Origin of the sequence: Pseudomonas agarici (genome assembly GCF_001543125.1) — a bacterium.
GTDB classification, from domain to species: Bacteria; Pseudomonadota; Gammaproteobacteria; order Pseudomonadales; family Pseudomonadaceae; genus Aquipseudomonas; species Aquipseudomonas agarici.
In genome coordinates this window covers 367,001-384,244 of the sequence record NZ_CP014135.1, presented here as the reverse complement: position 1 = coordinate 384,244, position 17,244 = coordinate 367,001, and the positions used below count along the sequence as shown (strand labels likewise).

Here is a 17,244-nt window from a genome sequence, read left to right as displayed (position 1 = left end):
TGCGGCATTGACCGGGCCTCTAATGGGTGAGGACCGCTTATGGCACCAGCTTGTCCAGCATCGCCTTGTCGCGTACCGCGCCCTTGTCGGCGCTGGTGGCGAGCAGGGCGTAAGCTTTCAACGCGGTGGTTACCTTGCGTGGACGGGCTTCCACCGGTTTCCAGCCTTTGTTGTCCTGCTCGGCACGGCGGGTGGCCATTTCCTCGTCGCTGATCAACAGGTTGATCGAGCGGTTCGGAATATCAATCAGTACCTTGTCGCCGTTCTGTACCAGGCCAATGGCGCCGCCTGCCGCGGCTTCCGGAGAGGCGTGGCCGATGGACAGGCCCGACGTCCCGCCGGAGAAACGACCGTCGGTCAGCAAGGCGCAGGCCTTGCCCAGGCCCTTGGATTTCAAGTAGGAAGTCGGGTAGAGCATTTCCTGCATGCCCGGACCGCCTTTCGGACCTTCGTAACGAATGATCACGATATCGCCGGCCTGCACTTCGTCGGCGAGGATGCCACGCACGGCGCTGTCCTGGCTTTCGAAGATCTTCGCGTTGCCTTCGAACACATGGATCGACTCGTCGACGCCGGCGGTTTTCACCACGCAGCCGTCCAGGGCGATGTTGCCGTACAGCACGGCCAAGCCGCCTTCTTGCGAGTAGGCGTGCTCGACACTGCGAATGCAGCCGTTTTCACGGTCGTCGTCGAGTGTCTCCCAACGGGTCGACTGGCTGAAGGCGACCTGGGTCGGGATGCCGGCTGGGCCAGCCTTGAAGAAGGTGTGTACCGCTTCGTCGGCGGTCTGGGTGATGTCCCACTTGGCGATGCCCTCGGCCAGGGTCTTGCTGTGCACGGTCGGCAGGTCGGTGTGCAGCAGGCCACCACGGGCCAGCTCGCCAAGGATGCTGAAGATCCCGCCGGCGCGGTGCACGTCTTCCATGTGGTACTTCTGGATATTCGGCGCGACTTTGCACAGTTGCGGCACGTGACGGGACAGGCGGTCGATATCGCGCAGGTCGAAATCGATCTCGGCTTCCTGGGCGGCGGCCAGCAGGTGCAGGATGGTGTTGGTGGAACCGCCCATGGCGATGTCCAGGGTCATGGCGTTTTCGAACGCCTTGAAGTTGGCGATATTGCGCGGCAGGACCGAGTCGTCGTTGTCGCCATAGTAACGCTGGCACAGCTCGACGATGGTCCGACCGGCCTGTAGGAACAACTGCTCGCGGTCGGCGTGGGTCGCCAGGGCCGAGCCGTTACCCGGCAGGGCCAGGCCCAAGGCTTCGGTGAGGCAGTTCATCGAGTTGGCGGTGAACATGCCGGAGCACGAACCGCAGGTCGGGCAGGCGCTGCGCTCGTACTCGGCGACCTTCTCGTCGGAGGCGCTGGAGTCGGCGGCGATGACCATGGCGTCCACCAGGTCCAGGCCATGGGCGGCGAGCTTGGTCTTGCCGGCTTCCATCGGGCCACCGGAGACGAAGATCACCGGGATGTTCAGGCGCAGGGCGGCCATCAGCATGCCGGGGGTGATCTTGTCGCAGTTGGAAATGCAGACGATGGCGTCGGCGCAGTGGGCGTTGACCATGTATTCGACGGAGTCGGCGATGATCTCGCGGCTCGGCAGCGAATAGAGCATGCCATCGTGACCCATGGCGATGCCGTCATCCACGGCGATGGTGTTGAATTCCTTGGCGACGCCACCGGCGCGTTCGATCTCGCGGGCGACCAATTGGCCCATGTCCTTGAGGTGGACATGGCCGGGTACGAACTGGGTGAACGAGTTGGCGACGGCGATGATCGGCTTCTTGAAGTCGGCGTCTTTCATCCCCGTGGCGCGCCACAGGGCACGGGCACCGGCCATGTTGCGGCCATGGGTGGATGTTTTCGAGCGGTAATCAGGCATGGAACACTCCGGGCGGCTAATCAGGTACACAAGGGGAAGTGAGCTTCTATGGGCTTCTGGTGCACACCGAAAAATAGCCGGGTGCCCGAAAACTGCCGTTGGCTTCGCGGGATCGCCGCGTGCCTGGGCTTGAGCTCATAAACCCGCCGGGGGATGACTGGCGATGAATAGCGTGATTCTACACCGCTGGCGCCCGGAAGGAACGGGCGTGGAGGTTGAAGCGCTCATGACCCGTGTGGAGGGTGGTCGGCAGGGCGCGCCAATGTAATGCCAGTGGTACAGCGAACCATCGCGAGTAATAGGCTTCGAGCGTCCAGCGCGAGCCGATGGGGCACAGTCAGCAGGCATATCTGAGTGTCGGCGCTGAATTCGACAGAGGGGTTTGAAACTGCGCGGACAGGGCGGGGAAAGACGCAAGCACTACGTCCAGAGGAAATACGCCGAGCAGGGTAATAGTCATCAGCAGAAGTATCACAAAGAACTTTTTGTGAGTTCGATGCGCATTGATAGTCGAGGTATCTTGACTGCTTGCCATGAAACGGGCCTGCGTTGGGTAAGTGCTGAATAGTAGTTTTTGCCAGAGCCCAAGCAAGCGGTATGAACGTAGGTGTATTCCTGTATGACTGTGAGATAACTCTAAAGGTGAGGGAGAGAGCGGAAGTGAGGATACTTCCGCTCTCTCTCAACGATCTTAGCTATTAGGCAACAACCGGCAAGTAATGCTCTTGATATAGCGTGTTTCCGGGATCGCCGGGTGTACCGGGTGATCCGGACCCTGGCCGCCGCGTTCCAGCAGTTGGATATTGCGGTCCAGGTGGCGGGCGCTGGTCAGCAGGATGTTCTGCAGATCATCTTCGGGCAAATGCATCGAGCACGAGGCGCTGACCAGGATGCCGTCCTTGCTGAGCAGGCGCATGGCCTGTTCGTTCAGGCGGCGGTAGGCGCCTTCGCCGTTTTTCAGGTCTTTCTTGCGCTTGATGAATGCCGGCGGGTCGGCGACGATCACGTCGAATCGCTCTTCGGCGGACTTCAGCTCCTTCAGCGCTTCGAAGACATCACCCTCGATGCAGGTCAGCTTCTCGGCAAAGCCGTTCAACGCGCCATTGCGCTCTACGCCGTCGAGGGCGAAGGCCGAGGCGTCGACGCAGAACACTTCGCTGGCGCCGAACGCCGCGGCCTGCACGCCCCAACCGCCGATATAGCTGAACAGGTCGAGCACCCGCTTGCCCTTGGCATACGGCGCCAGGCGCGCACGATTCATGCGGTGATCGTAGAACCAGCCGGTCTTCTGGCCCGCCATCACCGGTGCTTCGAATTTCACGCCGTTCTCCTCCAGCGCCACCCATTCCGGCACCAGGCCGAATACGGTCTCGACATAGCGCTCCAGGCCTTCGGCGTCACGGGCCGCCGAATCGTTCTTGAACAGGATGCCGCTCGGTTTCAGGACCTGGACCAGTGCCGCGATGACCTCATCCTTGTGTTGTTCCATGGTCGCCGAAGCGAGCTGGACCACCAGGATGTCACCGAAACGATCCACCACCAGGCCTGGCAGCAGGTCGGAATCGCCATAGACCAGACGGTAGAACGGCTTGTCGAACAGCCGTTCGCGCAAGGACAGAGCGACGTTCAGGCGGTGTACCAGCAGCGATTTGTCCAGCGTCAGCTTGGCATCGCGCGACAGCAGGCGTGCGCAGATCAGGTTGTTCGGGCTCAGGGCGACAATGCCCAGGGCCTTGCCGCCAGCCGCTTCGAGAATGGCCTGGTCGCCGGCCTTGAAGCCGTGGAGTGGAGTCGCCGCCACGTCGATTTCGTTGCTGTAGACCCACAGGTGACCGGCGCGCAGGCGGCGGTCGGCGTTGGCTTTAAGGCGTAGGCTAGGCAGGGACATGACGTCGCTCCGGGAAAAAGAGCGGAATTATAGCGGGAGTTGCCGGTCGCCGGGTTGGCATGTTTCAGGTGATTACACTGTACGTGTCATCCATTGAGTCGAACTTTTCGGCTAGAATCGCTCACTTGTCCAGGGTGTGTATTCATGTCCCAAGAACTCTCAGCCGAACAGATCCAACAGGCCTTGCAAGGCATCAGCGTACCGCCTCAACCGCAAATCATGGTGGATTTGCAGATGGAGCAGTACATGCCCGACCCGGACCTGGAGGTGATTGCCCGGTTGATCAGCCAGGACCCCGGTCTTTCCGGCGCGTTACTGAAAATCGTCAACTCGCCTTATTATGGCTTGGCCAACAAGATCGCCTCGATCCAGCGGGCGGTGAACCTGCTGGGCAGCCGTTCGGTTATCAACCTGATCAACGCACAATCGATCAAGGGCGAAATGGCCGATGAAACCATCGTCACCCTGAACCGTTTCTGGGACACCGCCCAGGATGTGGCGATGACCAGCCTGACGCTGGCCAAACGCACCGGTTCCCAGGCCATCGACGAGGCCTATGCCCTGGGCCTGTTCCACGATTGCGGGATTGCGTTGATGCTCAAGCGGTTTCCCGACTACATGACGGTGCTGGAGCAGGCCTATGCCGAGGCCGGCCCGGAACAGCGGGTGGTGGACACGGAAAACCGGGTGTTCAACACCAACCATGCGGTGGTTGGCTACTACACCGCCAAGTCCTGGCGCCTGCCGGAGCATGTGAGCAGCGCGATCGCCAACCACCACAACGCCCTGGCGATCTTCAGCGACGAGTCCAGCCATAACAGCCAGTTGAAGAATCTGCTGGCGATCCTGAAAATGGCCGAGCACATCTGTGCCTCCCACCGAGTGTTGGGCAACCAGACCGAGGACCACGAATGGCATGCCATTGGCCACCTGGTGCTCGATTATGTTGGTCTGTCCGATTACGATTTCGAGACGCTCAGGGAAAATATCCGTGAGTTGGGTGCTCCTTAGTTTCGAGCACGCTATGTCCTGACCTGGAATCACCATGCCTGAATTACCCGAAGTCGAAACCACCCGGCGCGGTATCGCGCCCCACCTGGAGGGGCAGCGCGTCAGTCGCGTGATTGTCCGCGACCGGCGCCTGCGCTGGCCGATCCCGGAAGATCTCGATGTGCGTCTGGCCGGGCAGCGCATCGTGCAGGTCGAGCGGCGGGCCAAGTACCTGTTGATCAACGCCGAGGTCGGCACGCTGATCAGCCATCTGGGGATGTCGGGCAACCTGCGCCTGGTGGAAGTCGGCATGCCGGCCGCTAAGCATGAGCATGTGGATATCGAGTTGGAGTCTGGTCTGGCCTTGCGCTATACCGATCCACGCCGCTTCGGGGCGATGCTCTGGAGTCTCGATCCGTTCAATCACCCGTTGCTGATTCATCTGGGGCCCGAACCACTGACCGAGCTGTTCGATGGCGAGCGGTTGTTCCAACAGTCACGTGGGCGTTCGATGGCGGTTAAGCCGTTCATTATGGATAACGCGGTGGTGGTGGGCGTGGGTAATATCTACGCGAGCGAGGCGTTGTTCGCCGCCGGGATCGATCCGCGTCGCGAGGCCGGGGGGATTTCGCGGGCGCGCTACCTCAGGCTGGCCACTGAGATCAAACGGATCCTGGCCCATGCCATCGAGCGCGGCGGTACCACGTTGCGCGACTTTATCGGTGGCGATGGTCAGCCCGGCTACTTCCAGCAGGAACTGTTCGTGTACGGGCGTGGCCGGGAGCACTGCAAGGTCTGTGGCAATGGCTTGCGCGAGATCAAGCTTGGCCAGCGAGCCAGCGTCTATTGCCCGAAATGTCAGAGCTGACCTGAGTTGTACGCAGACGCTATAGTAAGTCTTTGCCCTGCGTTGCCTAGCCAAAGGATAGAGCCATGACTCCGTTTCGCACCCTGGCCTTGTTGCTGGCTCTGAGTTCCGTCTTGCAGGCGCTACCGGCGTTGGCTGATGACGGGACCAGCAGCGATCCCACCTATCGAATCCAGAACCCGCCGGCCTACGCGATGATCGGCGACCTGCTGGTGGCGCGCCCGCTGCTGGTAGGCGCGACGCTGGTGGGGGCGGCGGCGTTTGTCGTGTCGCTGCCGTTTACTGTGTTCGGTGGTGTCGAGGGTGTGGGCAGGGCCGGCAAGGCGCTGGTGGTCGATCCAGGCAAGGCAGCGTTTGCCCGCTGCCTGGGCTGCACGGCGCAAGGATTTGACGATAACCACTGAGCGACGGCTGATTCAGGCCTTGCCGGTGATCTTCCGGTACTTGGCCATCAATTCGTCTTCGGTTTCCGGATGGGCTTCATCCAGCGGGATGCAATCTACCGGGCAGACCTGTTGGCACTGTGGTTCGTCGTAGTGGCCGACGCATTGGGTGCAAAGGTTCGGGTCGATGACGTAAATTTCTTCGCCCTGGGAGATGGCGGCGTTTGGGCACTCGGGTTCGCAGACGTCGCAATTGATGCAATCGTCGGTGATGATCAGGGACATGGACACTCCGGCCAGGGCGACAAGCCCGGGCAACGTAAAAACTGATGGGCCAATTGTGCCGCATCGGCGCGCGCAGTGCACGCGGACACGACAAAGCCGGCGTCAGGTTCGCCGTGGATGGCGGCTGCGCGGAGCTGCCGCCGGGGTTACCTCTTGAAGCGCAGGTTCAGGGCGTCGGCTACCGCCGGGTGGACGAACTTGGTGATATCTCCGCCCAAAGCGGCGATTTCCCGTACCAGCGTCGATGAAATGAACGAGTAACGTTCCGACGGCGTGAGGAACAAGCTCTCAACTTCCGGCGCCAACTGGCGGTTCATGTTCGCTAATTGGAATTCGTACTCGAAATCCGACACCGCACGCAGCCCGCGCAGAAAAACATTGGCGTTCTGTTCCTTGGCAAAGTGCGCCAGCAACGTGGAAAACCCCACCACTTCAACGTTGGGCAGGTGTTTGGTGACCTCGCGAGCCAGTTCTACACGCTGTTCCAGCGGGAAAAGCGGGTTTTTCTTCGGGCTGGCGGCCACGGCAATGATGACGTGGTCGAACAGGCGCGCGGCGCGTTCGACCAGATCGCCATGGCCCTTGGTAATCGGGTCGAAGGTACCTGGGTACAACACTCGGTTCATCGCGTCGTCCTGGCGGGAGTCCGTTGGGGAATCGGATGGTATCGCAGCCTATCTTGTCGGCCAAGTCAGGCGGTGCGAAAGAGAGCCCTGTAGACACCGTGAATAATCCTCTTTCTCCCGGGTTTTTCAAGCGCTCGATCAAGGCCGTGGCCGACCGGGTGAATGGGCGAGGCCCTTGCCGGGGACGCTCAAGACTTCATCTGGCACAGGGTCCTGTCGTCACTGATGTTCAGGACCAGATAGGTAGCCCATGCGACCGTATGTCATGCCGACCGTTTATCCGCTGCCGGATAGGCCGTAAAATGCCTGGCACCGCACTCTTGAAGTCAAGCTCAAATCATGGTCCCACGAATAAAAACCGGTGAGCGCATCGTCCGGAACAGCCTGGACCTGTTCAATCGGCAGGGCGAGCGCAGTGCCGGCACCGATCACATCGCGGCGCCCATGGCTATTTCGCCGGGTAATCTCTATGACCCGTTCCCCAAGGAGCAGGCGATCATCGCCATGCTGTTCGCCGAATACGAGGCACAGGTGGACAGCTTCCTGCGCCCGCTCCATGGCCGGGCAACGCTGGATAAACGGCGCCATGAGTTTTAAGTGCCGCAGGTCCAGACACCGGAGGGTGTGTATGAGCGATCATGAAAATTGTTCTTTATCCGCTGACGAGAAATGACTGATGCCTCTTGCACAATTGATCAGCGCGCAGCAACTGGCCGAGCGCCAGGCTCGCTCAGGGAGGGTGATCCTGGATTGTCGCTTCGCCCTGGAAGACCCGGACTACGGACAGCGCAGTTATGCCCAGGGGCATATCGAAGGCGCGCACTACGCCGATCTGGAGCGCGATCTCAGCGGTCCTGTGATCAAGGGCCTGACCGGTCGCCATCCATTGCCCGAGCCGGCAGCGCTGGTGCGCCGTTTGCAAGCCTGGGGCATCGACCCCGATAGCGAGATCGTGCTGTATGACGAGGGGCCCGGTATGTACGCGGCGCGCGCCTGGTGGCTGCTGGTCTGGCTGGGCAAGCGCGATGGGCTGTTCATGCTCGATGGCGGCCTGAAAGCCTGGCAGGGTGCGGGGCAGCCGTTGAGCCTGAGCCCGCCGCCAGTCGCGCGCGGAAGCCTCAGCGGCATGGCGGATCCATCCTTGCTGATCAGTGCGCAGCAACTGCAGGAGCGTCTCGGCCAAGCGTCCCTGACCTTGCTCGATGCCCGTGCCCGGCCCCGGTTTCTTGGCGAGGTCGAGCTGATCGACCCGGTAGCCGGACATATCCCCGGCGCCCAATGTGCGGCGTTCAGCGACAATCTCGGCGCCGATGGGCGGTTTCTGTCGCCCGACCAGCTCAAGCAGCGATTTGCTGGACAGTTGGCTGATCGTTCGCCCCAGGAACTAGTGGCGTACTGCGGTTCCGGGGTGGCGGCGTGCCATAACCTGTTCGCGCTGAGCCTGGCAGGTTATCCGTTGGGGACGTTATATGTTGGGTCGTGGAGCGAATGGATCACCGATCCGCAACGGGCGGTGGCGACAGGCGACTGATTACCGGAGCGGTCGATACTTATCTATATACACGCCGGACTCCCTGACGGGTCTAATCTGCGCGAGCGTGGGGAGACTTACGTCGTAAGAGCCTCTCTGATAACGCGAATACAGGAGATTTTTATGGGACAGGCCGTGTTGAATAATAAGCTCGATCCGGGATCGGTAGGGCTGGTGGGTGAAGTGGCAGGGACGCCAACCCCGACCGAACCACGATACAGCGGGCAGATGGAATCTTTGGCGAAGCACTTTGAAGCCCTGGCGAACAATAGCTATCACCAGATGCTCGCGCTGGGTCGTAGTGTGTTGCTGGACAAAAGCGTCGAGACTTGTAATGCGTTCGAGGCGCGGGCGCTCGAACTGTATCAGGCCTCCATTCAGCTTATTCAGGACGCGCTGCACCCAACCTCAATTATTTCGACTCAGGCGGAGCTTATCTTCCGTCATTTCGATGCCGGTGCGATCGATCAACTGGCCGATGAACAATTAGGGCGCTTTTCAGACAGCATTGACCAGCTGTTTAGCCTGGTCGCAGGCAGCACCTCTTTGAATATCCGTGAGTTGGGCCTGCGCCTGGTTCGCGAGGGAGGGATGAGCGATTTCGAGGGTTTTCTGGAGACGGCCGAGAAGGAGGTCGTCGAATCATTGGTCTCATTCAGCGGCGATGATGGGCCGCTGACCGATGTGCTGGATCATATCTATGCCAGGGACATAGATCTGGGCCTGGATCTGGACATAGGCGTCGCTTTGGATATGAAGACCTGGACATTGCAAGGCCCGGAGTTCAAAGAGTTGGCCGGCAGCGCCAGGGAAACCGTTGGGCCGCAGGTTGGATTGACCGATAGGCTCGATCCGGAACCGGAACCGGAATGGGTCTGGCTCGGTGCTGAGGATAACGAGGTATTGGTAGAAGTCCTGAGGCCCAATGACGCGCCCTTGCAAGACCGTGAGATTGAAATGCTGGAAGACTGGCGAGTGGATGCGGATCTCGAAGCGGAGGTTTTTGCCTGGACATATGATCAGCCGGATGGCTATTGGAGCGGGCAAGTAGCCGTGCCACTATTGAATGATATTGTCACGCCGGTTGGTTTTGTTAGTTACCATGAATTTGCCTGATCGATAGAAAGACACCGCGCGCTCCGCTCAACCTTGCTGATCTGCCAGCCACTGCGGGATCCGGCGCTCCAGGTAATAGCCCGGTTTGCGCAGGGTTCCGTCGACAAACCCGACATGCCCCCCTTTGCGCTGTAATTCGAACTCGGTGCCCGGTGCCAGCTCGCCGGGTTCCGGCAGGCTGTGGGGAAACACGAAGGGATCGTCCGCCGCTTGGATGATCAGGGTCGGCGTGCGGATTGCGCCGAGAAAGTATCGACTGGACGCGCGGCGGTAATAGTCTTCGGCATCCAGATAGCCATGCAGCGGTGCGGTCACCCGGCCGTCGAAATCCCAGAAAGTACGCATTCCCGCCAACCGCCCGAGGTTCCTCAAGGCCGCCAGGCCGTCGACTCGCCCGTCATGCTGGAACTGGCGCTGTTTGTTCTTGATATAAGCAAGCATCTCGCGCATGAAGTGCGCTTGGTAGACCTTGGAAAAGCCCTGGCCGATGCGGTCTGCACACTGATCGAGACGAAACGGCACCGAGACCGCAACTGCCGCCCGCAGGCCGCTGTGGCCGGCGCTTTCCCCCAGATGCTTGAGCAGCACGTTGGCGCCCAGCGAGTAGCCTACGGCGTACAGCGTCGCCAGCGGTCGCTTGGCCTTCAGGTGGGCGATGGTCGCGGCGAGGTCTTCACTGGCGCCGGAGTGATAGCTGCGAGCCAACAGGTTCGGCTCTCCCGAGCAGCCGCGCCAGTTCAGCGCCACGCTGGTCCAGCCCTGGTTGGCCAGGGCCTGTTGCAAGCCGACGATATACGGTGAGTGGGATGAGCCGGTGAGCCCGTGCAGGAGTAGCACCAGGGGCGTCTTCGCCTCATGAGGACCGAACCAGTCAAGGTCGAGAAAATCGCCATCGTCCAGCCAGAACCGCTCGCGTTGGCGGTCGATAACGGCCTTCTTGCGCCAGAGCGGGCCCCACAGGGTTTGCAGGTGTGGGTTGCCCAGGCCTGGGGCCGGAGTGAAGTCCTGAACGTGCGGGGGGCAGGGAAATGACGGCGACACAGGGAACTCGGAATGAAGAGGTCAGGCAGTGCCGTGAGCAAGCCGTCACGGCAACTGCACTACAAAATGCGATACTCCTAAGTTGCCACAGTCATCTGGGTTGTTGCAGCTTTTTATCCGCGGGCAACGGGGTGGGCTGGCAACTTGTCTGCGCTGGCCGGGCCGCAGGCAGCGGCTGCTGGGGAACTGTCGGGCCGGAAGTCGTCACCACCCAACCGTTAGCGTCGAAGTGGCTATTCAAGGCGGCCTTGATTCTTTCGCGTGTCAAGCGCTGCGCCTGTTCGGCGAAGTCCGTCAGGCTCAGCGGCAGGCCATGGCGGCCAATCAGAATCAGCTCCTGTAGGATGTCCGCGTTGCTTGTTCCGCTCAATACCATGTTTCCACGCATGCTCTGCTTGATGCTTTGCAGTTCCTGTTCAGTCGGGCCATCCCTGAGAAAAGCCGCGAACATTTGTTTGACCCGTTGGAGCACCGCGTCGCTGTATTGCGGTGGGATCGCAAGGTTGATGTGGAAGGGGCCATGGGCTTGCCAGTCGGTCAGTTGGGACGATACCGCGTAGGTAATACCATGCTGTTCGCGCAGCGCCTGCATCAGTCGATTATCGAAGCCACCGCCGAAGATCAGACTGGCGACATGGAGGGCAACATAGTCGGGGTGCTGGCGGGGCGGGGCGATCTGGGCGAGATCCAGTTGAAGCAGGGTGGTGGGGCGTTCCAGATGGGTTGCACCGATGATGCTGTCGCGCCGGTCGGCGTTGGCCTGTTGTGGCAACGCCGGGCCCTTGGGCAGGGCGTCGGAAATCTTCACACTGATGACTTGCGCTTGCTCCTCCGAGAGATCGCCGACCAGCAGGATAATGGCATTGCCTGCGCTGTAAGCCTTTTGATGAAAGGCCCGTAACTGCTCGGCGGTGATCTGTGCGATGCTTTCCCGAGTGCCATAGAGGGGTTGGCTATAGGGGTGTCGTGGGTAGAGCGAGGGGGCAAACCGGTGGCTGATCCCGCTGCTCAAGGCCTCATCTTGGCGCATTTGCTGGTCGATGAGCTCGCTCTTTACCCGGCGAATGGCATCTGCGGTGAAGCTGGGCTTGCTCAGGATCTCGGCCAATAGCTGCAGGGCCGGGGTGCGCACGGCGGCGTCGCTGAGGCTACGCAAGGTAAAAAAAGCATGGTCCCGATCGACGCCATTGGTGATCGTCGCTCCCAGGCTGTCGAACGCGGTCATAATCGTACTGACGTCCTTGCCTTGCGAACCTTCGTTGAGCAGGCTCAAGGTCATGGCCGCGAGGCCGTGGCGATCACCGTCGTGCCGGCTGCCCGCGGCAAAGCTGACGGCCACGTCGATCAATGGCAGGCCATGGGTTTGAACAAAGAGCACCTTGGTGCCGTTGAGGGTTTTCCAGCCACGGACCGGGAGTGAGTAGGGTGTTGGCGTTTGATGATCGAGATCGCCCAGCGATTGTAAGGGAGCGACAGTTGTTGCGTGCACCTGCGTGGCGAGAAGTGAAAGGCCGACCAGTAGAGCCAGCACCGCGTTCAACAAAGCACGATAATATTTACTCATCATGACTTTCTCCTGGGATGGCCAGGGCGACGCTGAGTCGCTCAGGAACAAAGTAGGTTTGTGCGGCTTTTTGAATATCCAGGGGCGTGACAGCCTTCAGCAGATCCTGCTCTTGCTCCTGTTGTCTCCATGACAGACCGACGCTTTCCAGGGTGCCAAGTTTCTGCGCCTGGGCTTCCACCGAATCGCGGGCGAAAACCTCTTTTGCCAGCACTCGAGTGCGCGCGCGGTCAAGTTCCAGAGCGCTGACGGGAGTTTTCTTCAGCGCTTCGAGCAGTGCCCACAGACGAGCCTGGATATCGTCCAGGCTTGGGTTGCTCTGGATGTCCAGATCGACGGCAATCGTCAACAAACCATCCCCTCGATTGAACGCCTCATAGGTGGAACGGGCCCGAGTGATCCGCTCTTCCTGGAATTTCAACTGGCTAAAGATTCGCGAGCTGGGACCGACGCCCAGCAACTCGTTGAGCAGGCGCAAGGTGTAGGCCGTATGCGGGTTGGTCGCGGTTGTCAGGCTGGGGACGTTGAAGGCCATGACCAGGCTGGGAAACTCATTGCGGGTCCGTAGCGTGATCCGCCGTTCTCCCGGCGCGTTCAACTCCAGCGGTTGGCGGGTTTCGGGAAGCTCTCGGCTTGGCACGCCGGCGAAGTAGCGACGGGCCAGCGTTTCGACCTCAGTGGATGTCACATCGCCGACCACCACCAGGGTCGCGTTATTCGGTACATACCAAGTGGCGTACCAGTCTTGTAGTTGCCGGACGCTCATACGTTCCAGGTCGTGTTGCCAGCCGACGACCGAGGTGCGATAGCCACTGGTAGTAAAGGCAATACTGCGCATCTTCTCGTCGAGCAGTTCGGCGGGGGTATCGTCGACGTTCTGCGATCGTTCGTTCTTGATAACTTCGATTTCACGCTTGAAGGCGACCGGCGACAGGTGAGCGGTACTCATCTGGTCGGCCATGATTTCCAGCGCGACACCCAGGGCATGCCGCGGCATGAGGTATTCGTAGGTGGTCGTGTCGTGGTTGGTGAAGGCGTTGATCCTGGCACCGAGGCGCTCCATGATCGGGAAGGCCTGGCCGGGGCAGACTTTGCTGCTGCCCTGGAACAGCATGTGCTCCAGCGCGTGGGAAAGACCGGAATCACCCGGCGATTCGTAGCTGGAGCCGACTTTGTACCAAAGCTGGGCAGCCACAATGGGGGCTCGATGATCTTCGCGCACAACGATTTTCAGGCCGTTGTCCAATCTGAGTTCATGGGTATCGGGTATAGGGGCGGCGAGCGCAACGGTCGGCAGCAGGAGCAGGCCGAGCGCGAGATGGCGGGTGAGTTGTTGCATCGGTAGGGGATCCTTGTGTCCTGGCGATTTTCGAAGGAACACAGTGATCCGGCTGGCGGGTGCGATGGCGGTACAGGAATAGTGATGACGGCGCGCAGATCAACGGGCCGTCATCAAGGATCGAGCTACAGGTCGGCGACGCCGCGTTGCCACAGCGCATAGTAGACCCGCCCCGACTTCTGCTCGCGGTGCAGGCGCCAGGTGCCCGGCAGGCCAAGGGTCGAAGGCGCGGTTTCGCTTTCGGTATAGATCCAGGCGTCAGCGGCCAGCCATTGGCGCTGCTCCAGCAGGGCACAGACGCCCGGTAGCAGGTTCTGGTTGAACGGCGGATCAAGGAACACCAGATCGAACGCCGTGGGCGCCTGGGTTTCCAGGTAGCGCAGGGCGTCGGCGGTGTGTACCTGGCCGACGCTGCAGCGCAGGGTGCCCAGATGCTCGCGCAGGCTCGACACCGCCACGTGACTGGCGTCCAATGCCTGGCCCATGGCGGCGCCACGGGACAGGGCCTCGAGGAACAAGGCGCCGCTGCCGGCGAACGGGTCGAGCACCTTGGCCCCGGCAACATAGGGTGCCAGCCAATTGAACAGGGTTTCGCGCACGCGGTCGGGGGTCGGACGCAGGCCAAGGACATCGGGGAAACTCAGGCGTCGGCTACGCCATTGGCCACCGATGATACGTAACTGGTTCACACCGTTATGGGGGTGCGCGGGTTTCTTGCTGGGACGTGATGAATGGGCCATTAATGCTCCGGGACCCCGAGTGGCTGTTCGACGGGTTTGTCGGTCGGCGGCGGTAGCGGCTTCTGCGGTACCGTGGGACCGGCGGTGACGACGATCATCTTGTCGACACCCAAGTGTCTGTTCAGGGCCGCCTTGACCTGCTCGACGGTCAGCGCCTGGGTCTGCTGCATGAAGTCTTCCAGGTAGTTCAGCGGCAGGTCATAGAAGCCCATGGAGCCCAGTTGGCCGACGATATCGCTGTTACTGGCGTTGGACAGCGGGAAGCTGCCGGCCATTTCACGCTTGGCGTCGTCGAGCTCCTTCTGGGTCGGACCGGACTTCAGGTAATCGGCCAGCACCTCTTCGACCAGCTTACGCGTGCCTTCGCTCATCTCGGCGCGGGTCTGCAGGTTGATCATGAAGGGACCGCGAGCCTGCATCGGGCTGAACCCGGAGTAAATCCCATAGGTCAGGCCGCGTTTTTCCCGCACCTCACTCATCAGGCGCGTGCCGAAGCCACCGCCGCCAAGGATCTGGTTGCCCAGAGACAGGGCTGGAAAGTCCGGATCGGCACGGTCGATACCCATCTGTGCGAGCAGGATGGTGGTCTGCTTGGACGGGAACTCGATATGCCCGGTGCTGGGTTGCGGGTCATGGGCCGGGGCAATTTTCGCCAGAGCCGGGCCTTTCGGCAGGGCGGCCGAGACTTGGGCGGTCAAGGCTTGGGCTTCACTGCGCGAGAGGTCGCCGACCAGGGCGATCACCACGTTGCCGGCGGCATAGGCCTTGGCATGGAACGCCCGCAGTTGCGCAAGGGTGATCGGCGGAATGCTTTTGGCCGTGCCGTCGCTGGCATGGCTATAAGGGTGATCGCCATACAGGCGCCTGGACAGGTCCTGGCTCGCCAACTTGCCGGGGTTCTGCTTCTGGAACTCGAAGCCGGCCAGCAACTGGTTCTTGATCCGCGCCAGGGAGGTGGCTGGGAAGGTCGGCTTGCCGACGACTTCGGCGAACAGTTTCAGCGCCGGTTCGCGTTTGTCGGCGGCACTGAGGCTGCGCAGCGAGGCGACCGCCATGTCTTTGTAGGCACCGTTGCCGAAATCTGCGCCGAGCCCCTCGAAGCCTTGGGCGATGGCTCCGACGTCTTTGCCGGCCACACCTTCATTGAGCATGGCGTTGGTCAGCAGGGCCAGGCCGGGGATCTTGCCATCCTGGCTGCTGCCGGCGCCGAAGGTCAGGCGCAGATTGAACATCGGCAGCTCATGGGCCTCGAGGAACAGCACCTTGGCGCCTTCGGCGGTATTCCAGGTCTGGACGTTCAAGGAACGGCGCGCCGGGGCCTTGTCGTCGAGTTCGGCGAGCGATTGCAGCTTATGGCTCGCTTTGGCTTCTTCCAGCACCTCGCTGGCCCTGGCGTCGCAGGGCGCGAGCAGGGACAGGGCCAAGCCGCCTGCGGACATGATCAGGGTCAGGCCGAGCAGGGTGAAACGAGAACCCTTGGGCTTATTCATGGGCGAGGCTCCTCGGGCAATACATGGGCGACGCTGAGGCGTTCGCGGATGAAGTAGGCGCGGGCGGCCTTTTGGATATCTTCCGGCGTCACGCTTTGCAGTTCGGCCAACTCGTCGTCCATCAGTTTCCAGGACAGGCCGACGGTTTCCAACTGGCCGATGGCGGTGGCCTGGCTGGTGATCGAATCACGCTCGTAGACCAGTCCGGCGATGACCTGGGCACGCACGCGTTCGAGTTCCTCGGCGGTGGGCGGCTGGGTCTTTAATTGATTCAGCAGGCGCCAGAGGCCGGCTTCGGTATCGGCCAGGGTTTTCTTCTTCTGCGTGTTCGGCGTTGCCGACAGGGTCAACAGGCTGTCGCCACGGCTGTAGGCGTCGTAGCTGGCCGAACCGCCGGAGATCAGTTCTTCGCCGCGTTCCAACTGGGAGGACAGACGGGCACTGTAGCCGCCGTCGAGCAGGGCGGCGATCAGCCGCAGGGCGTTGACCGCGCGCGGGTCCTTGGCGGTGGCGATGCTCGGTACGTTGAACCCGAATATCAGGCTCGGCAGTTGGGTCTTCACGTGTAGGGTAATCAGCCGTTCGCCGGGTTCGTCCAGCTCACGCGGGATCTTCGTCGGCGGCGTGTCACGCCGCGGGATCGCGCCGAAGTAGCGTTGGGCCAGCTTGCGCACCTCATCCAGGCTTACGTCGCCGACCACCACCAGGGTGGCGTTGTTCGGAACGTACCAGGACTGATACCAGTGGCGCAGTTCCTCGACCTTCATGCGGTCGAGGTCGGCCATCCAGCCAATGGTCGGCGTGTGGTAGCCGCTGGCCGGGTAGGCCATGGCCTTGAAGCGTTCATAGGCCCTGCCCATCGGCTGGTCGTCGGTGCGCAGACGGCGTTCTTCCTTGATCACTTCGATCTCGCGGCTGAACTCGTCGGCCGGCAGACGCAGGCTGGCCATGCGATCGGCTTCCAGTTCGAAGGCGACACCCAGGCGGTCACGGGCCAGGACTTGGTAATAGGCCGTGTAGTCGTCGCTGGTGAAAGCGTTCTCCTCGGCTCCCAGGTCGCGCAGGATCAACGAGGCTTCGCCGGGGCCGACTTTCTCGCTGCCCTTGAACATCATGTGCTCCAGGGCATGGGAAAGACCGGTCTGGCCTGGCGTCTCGTAGCTCGAGCCGACCTTGTACCAGATCTGCGAAACCACCACCGGGGCGCGGTGATCCTCACGGACGACGACCTTCAGGCCATTGTCGAGGGTGAATTCATGGGTCAATTGTGGGTCGGCGGCCATAGCCGCAAGCGGCAGACAAAGCGTGCCGAGCAACAGGCCAGCGGCGCGGCGTGCTAGAGCATTCATTCGTTTTTAAACCTGTAGGGCTGCCCGCTTGGTCTTAGCGTCGGCGGGCTAGGAGGTGCTAGGATACTGTGTTGCGCGCGAACAATCTGATCAAAAAGCAGTCTGTTACGCATCAGAATATTATTTGCCGAAGCGCCCCTTGGCGCGTC

General features: G+C 61.3%; 15 protein-coding genes and 2 pseudogenes. 6 read left to right on the top strand and 11 right to left on the bottom strand.

All coding sequences use genetic code 11. The features are described 5' to 3' along the window. Positions 1-37 precede the first annotated feature (37 nt). The 3 genes and pseudogenes from ilvD to AWM79_RS01800 all read right to left on the bottom strand — a co-directional run bounded on the left by ilvD (position 38) and on the right by AWM79_RS01800 (position 3,773). Complete coding sequence (gene ilvD, locus AWM79_RS01805; protein ID WP_017130506.1) at positions 38-1,885, bottom strand: dihydroxy-acid dehydratase; 1,848 nt, start codon at positions 1,883-1,885, stop codon at positions 38-40. A gap of 361 nt (positions 1,886-2,246) precedes the next feature. After that, positions 2,247-2,420 (bottom strand): annotated as a pseudogene (locus AWM79_RS26020) (multidrug transporter CflA); the annotation flags it as partial. 156 nt (positions 2,421-2,576) lie between these two features. Next, on the bottom strand, positions 2,577-3,773 hold the full coding sequence (locus AWM79_RS01800; RefSeq protein WP_060782005.1) for a class I SAM-dependent rRNA methyltransferase: 1,197 nt from the start codon (positions 3,771-3,773) through the stop codon (positions 2,577-2,579). Between the two features lie 144 nt (positions 3,774-3,917). On the opposite strand from AWM79_RS01800, the gene AWM79_RS01795 reads away from it, so the two are divergent. From AWM79_RS01795 to AWM79_RS01785, 3 genes are all read left to right on the top strand, one after another. Further along, positions 3,918-4,784, top strand: coding sequence for an HDOD domain-containing protein (locus tag AWM79_RS01795; RefSeq protein ID WP_060782004.1), 867 nt, complete (start codon positions 3,918-3,920; stop codon positions 4,782-4,784). A gap of 34 nt (positions 4,785-4,818) precedes the next feature. Continuing rightward, positions 4,819-5,631, top strand: a complete 813-nt coding sequence (mutM, locus tag AWM79_RS01790; RefSeq protein WP_060782003.1) for a bifunctional DNA-formamidopyrimidine glycosylase/DNA-(apurinic or apyrimidinic site) lyase — start codon at positions 4,819-4,821, stop codon at positions 5,629-5,631. Positions 5,632-5,696: 65 nt separating this feature from the next. Beyond that, positions 5,697-6,035, top strand: coding sequence for a hypothetical protein (locus AWM79_RS01785; RefSeq protein WP_017130502.1), 339 nt, complete (start codon positions 5,697-5,699; stop codon positions 6,033-6,035). A gap of 12 nt (positions 6,036-6,047) precedes the next feature. Here the strand turns inward: AWM79_RS01785 and AWM79_RS01780 are convergent, their stop codons facing one another. Next, positions 6,048-6,299: a YfhL family 4Fe-4S dicluster ferredoxin gene (locus AWM79_RS01780; RefSeq protein WP_017124885.1), complete on the bottom strand. Its 252-nt coding sequence runs from the start codon at positions 6,297-6,299 to the stop codon at positions 6,048-6,050. Between the two features lie 146 nt (positions 6,300-6,445). Next, positions 6,446-6,925, bottom strand: coding sequence for a pantetheine-phosphate adenylyltransferase (gene coaD / locus AWM79_RS01775; protein ID WP_060782002.1), 480 nt, complete (start codon positions 6,923-6,925; stop codon positions 6,446-6,448). A gap of 339 nt (positions 6,926-7,264) precedes the next feature. On the opposite strand from coaD, the pseudogene AWM79_RS01770 reads away from it, so the two are divergent. The 3 genes and pseudogenes from AWM79_RS01770 to AWM79_RS01760 form a co-directional block, all read left to right on the top strand. After that, positions 7,265-7,507 (top strand): annotated as a pseudogene (locus tag AWM79_RS01770) (TetR/AcrR family transcriptional regulator); the annotation flags it as partial. A gap of 94 nt (positions 7,508-7,601) precedes the next feature. Further along, positions 7,602-8,456 (top strand): sulfurtransferase, encoded by an 855-nt coding sequence (locus AWM79_RS01765; RefSeq protein ID WP_060782001.1) that lies wholly within the window; start codon positions 7,602-7,604, stop codon positions 8,454-8,456. A gap of 123 nt (positions 8,457-8,579) precedes the next feature. After that, positions 8,580-9,572 carry a type 1 periplasmic-binding domain-containing protein gene (locus tag AWM79_RS01760; RefSeq protein WP_060782000.1) on the top strand — a complete coding sequence of 331 codons (993 nt, stop codon included), beginning with the start codon at positions 8,580-8,582 and terminating at the stop codon, positions 9,570-9,572. 27 nt (positions 9,573-9,599) lie between these two features. Here AWM79_RS01760 and AWM79_RS01755 read toward each other — a convergent pair whose 3' ends face one another. The 6 genes from AWM79_RS01755 to AWM79_RS01730 all read right to left on the bottom strand — a co-directional run bounded on the left by AWM79_RS01755 (position 9,600) and on the right by AWM79_RS01730 (position 17,095). Beyond that, on the bottom strand, positions 9,600-10,613 hold the full coding sequence (locus tag AWM79_RS01755; protein WP_060781999.1) for a hydrolase: 1,014 nt from the start codon (positions 10,611-10,613) through the stop codon (positions 9,600-9,602). Between the two features lie 91 nt (positions 10,614-10,704). Then, complete coding sequence (locus AWM79_RS01750; RefSeq protein ID WP_017130496.1) at positions 10,705-12,180, bottom strand: M16 family metallopeptidase; 1,476 nt, start codon at positions 12,178-12,180, stop codon at positions 10,705-10,707. Continuing rightward, entirely contained in the window at positions 12,170-13,516 is a 1,347-nt protein-coding gene (locus tag AWM79_RS01745) for a M16 family metallopeptidase (RefSeq protein ID WP_017130495.1), read from the bottom strand. Before AWM79_RS01745 ends, AWM79_RS01750 begins: the two co-directional genes overlap by 11 nt. A gap of 125 nt (positions 13,517-13,641) precedes the next feature. After that, on the bottom strand, positions 13,642-14,256 hold the full coding sequence (rsmD, locus tag AWM79_RS01740; protein ID WP_017130494.1) for a 16S rRNA (guanine(966)-N(2))-methyltransferase RsmD: 615 nt from the start codon (positions 14,254-14,256) through the stop codon (positions 13,642-13,644). Further along, positions 14,256-15,746 (bottom strand): M16 family metallopeptidase, encoded by a 1,491-nt coding sequence (locus tag AWM79_RS01735; RefSeq protein WP_060781998.1) that lies wholly within the window; start codon positions 15,744-15,746, stop codon positions 14,256-14,258. Before AWM79_RS01735 ends, rsmD begins: the two co-directional genes overlap by 1 nt. Then, positions 15,743-17,095: a M16 family metallopeptidase gene (locus AWM79_RS01730; protein ID WP_017130492.1), complete on the bottom strand. Its 1,353-nt coding sequence runs from the start codon at positions 17,093-17,095 to the stop codon at positions 15,743-15,745. Before AWM79_RS01730 ends, AWM79_RS01735 begins: the two co-directional genes overlap by 4 nt. Between the last annotated feature and the right edge of the window lie 149 nt (positions 17,096-17,244).

What these genes read in the sequence shown, in the direction of transcription:
- ilvD (WP_017130506.1), bottom strand. Translation starts at nt 1,885, where the DNA reads ATGCCTGATTACCGCTCGAAAACATCCACCCATGGCCGCAACATGGCC.
- AWM79_RS01800 (WP_060782005.1), bottom strand. Translation starts at nt 3,773, where the DNA reads ATGTCCCTGCCTAGCCTACGCCTTAAAGCCAACGCCGACCGCCGCCTG.
- AWM79_RS01795 (WP_060782004.1), top strand. Translation starts at nt 3,918, where the DNA reads ATGTCCCAAGAACTCTCAGCCGAACAGATCCAACAGGCCTTGCAAGGC.
- mutM (WP_060782003.1), top strand. Translation starts at nt 4,819, where the DNA reads ATGCCTGAATTACCCGAAGTCGAAACCACCCGGCGCGGTATCGCGCCC.
- AWM79_RS01785 (WP_017130502.1), top strand. Translation starts at nt 5,697, where the DNA reads ATGACTCCGTTTCGCACCCTGGCCTTGTTGCTGGCTCTGAGTTCCGTC.
- AWM79_RS01780 (WP_017124885.1), bottom strand. Translation starts at nt 6,299, where the DNA reads ATGTCCCTGATCATCACCGACGATTGCATCAATTGCGACGTCTGCGAA.
- coaD (WP_060782002.1), bottom strand. Translation starts at nt 6,925, where the DNA reads ATGAACCGAGTGTTGTACCCAGGTACCTTCGACCCGATTACCAAGGGC.
- AWM79_RS01765 (WP_060782001.1), top strand. Translation starts at nt 7,602, where the DNA reads ATGCCTCTTGCACAATTGATCAGCGCGCAGCAACTGGCCGAGCGCCAG.
- AWM79_RS01760 (WP_060782000.1), top strand. Translation starts at nt 8,580, where the DNA reads ATGGGACAGGCCGTGTTGAATAATAAGCTCGATCCGGGATCGGTAGGG.
- AWM79_RS01750 (WP_017130496.1), bottom strand. Translation starts at nt 12,180, where the DNA reads ATGATGAGTAAATATTATCGTGCTTTGTTGAACGCGGTGCTGGCTCTA.
- AWM79_RS01745 (WP_017130495.1), bottom strand. Translation starts at nt 13,516, where the DNA reads ATGCAACAACTCACCCGCCATCTCGCGCTCGGCCTGCTCCTGCTGCCG.
- rsmD (WP_017130494.1), bottom strand. Translation starts at nt 14,256, where the DNA reads ATGGCCCATTCATCACGTCCCAGCAAGAAACCCGCGCACCCCCATAAC.
- AWM79_RS01735 (WP_060781998.1), bottom strand. Translation starts at nt 15,746, where the DNA reads ATGAATAAGCCCAAGGGTTCTCGTTTCACCCTGCTCGGCCTGACCCTG.
- AWM79_RS01730 (WP_017130492.1), bottom strand. Translation starts at nt 17,095, where the DNA reads ATGAATGCTCTAGCACGCCGCGCCGCTGGCCTGTTGCTCGGCACGCTT.